The organism is Zavarzinella formosa DSM 19928 (assembly GCF_000255705.1).
GTDB classification, from domain to species: Bacteria; Planctomycetota; Planctomycetia; order Gemmatales; family Gemmataceae; genus Zavarzinella; species Zavarzinella formosa.
Map to the genome: position 1 here is coordinate 28,517 of NZ_JH636441.1, position 796 is coordinate 29,312.

Below are 796 nucleotides of genomic sequence, written 5' to 3' on the forward strand. Positions count from 1 at the left end.
GACCGCCGGCCTGGACCCGCCGCATCGCAAGGTGCTGCTGGACGCCATCGGCCACACGCTCGGGGCCGGCAGGACGGCCGTGCTCTGGGTGACGCACGACCACAACGAACTGCTGGCGCTCGGCCTGCGGAAGATCGTTCAAGTCGCGCGGGGCCGGCTGGAGTCCGCGCAAATAACCGGCTGGAATTGCGAGTTGTCGGCCAACGGCGGCGAGCCGCGCCGGCTGGCCCTGACACTCGACGCCGTCTTCAAGTGGTTCGGCGAGACGGCCGTGAGCCCCGAGACCCTCAACCTCGAATTGAAAATGACCCGCAACCGGGAGCAGACGGAGGCCTCGCAATGACCGGCAAGTTCCGAATTTTGTTCAGGCTGTCCGGGCGCGGGGTCGTCCGCAAGGCGGTCATTACGCTGGTGACGCTCGCCGTCCTCGCGGTGCCGATGTTCGCCGTGCAGCGGAAGGGGTCGACGCTCGAGCTGTGGGGCGTGGAACTCCCGAAGAGCACGACGATCTACATTTCCGACGACGAGTCCGTTGCCGAATCGGAGGCGGCCAAAGCCCTCGACGACGCCACGGAGGACTACCTCCGCGAGTTGTTTTCGTGGTGGTGGATGATCGCCGGGCTTGCGTACGTGCTTCCCGTCATGCTCATGCCGTCGTCCGCGAGTTTCGCGCGGGACCAAGTGTTGTGGCTTCGGATGACCCCGTGTTCGGCCCGCGACCTCGCGTTGGCCCGGCTCTGGCGGGTCGGCGTGGCGCTCGCCGTCGTGGGGGCTCCGGGGATCGTGGTGGCCGTCG

The 796-nt window shown here is 67.6% G+C and carries 2 protein-coding genes; both read left to right on the forward strand.

Annotated elements, in window-relative coordinates; translation table 11 throughout:
- The coding region (locus tag BGIM_RS50770) for a P-loop NTPase family protein (RefSeq protein ID WP_040889374.1) at window positions 1-343 on the forward strand (343 nt) is incomplete at its 5' end.
- The coding region (locus tag BGIM_RS65885; RefSeq protein WP_193788992.1) for a hypothetical protein at window positions 340-796 on the forward strand (457 nt) is incomplete at its 3' end. The genes BGIM_RS50770 and BGIM_RS65885, both read left to right, overlap by 4 nt.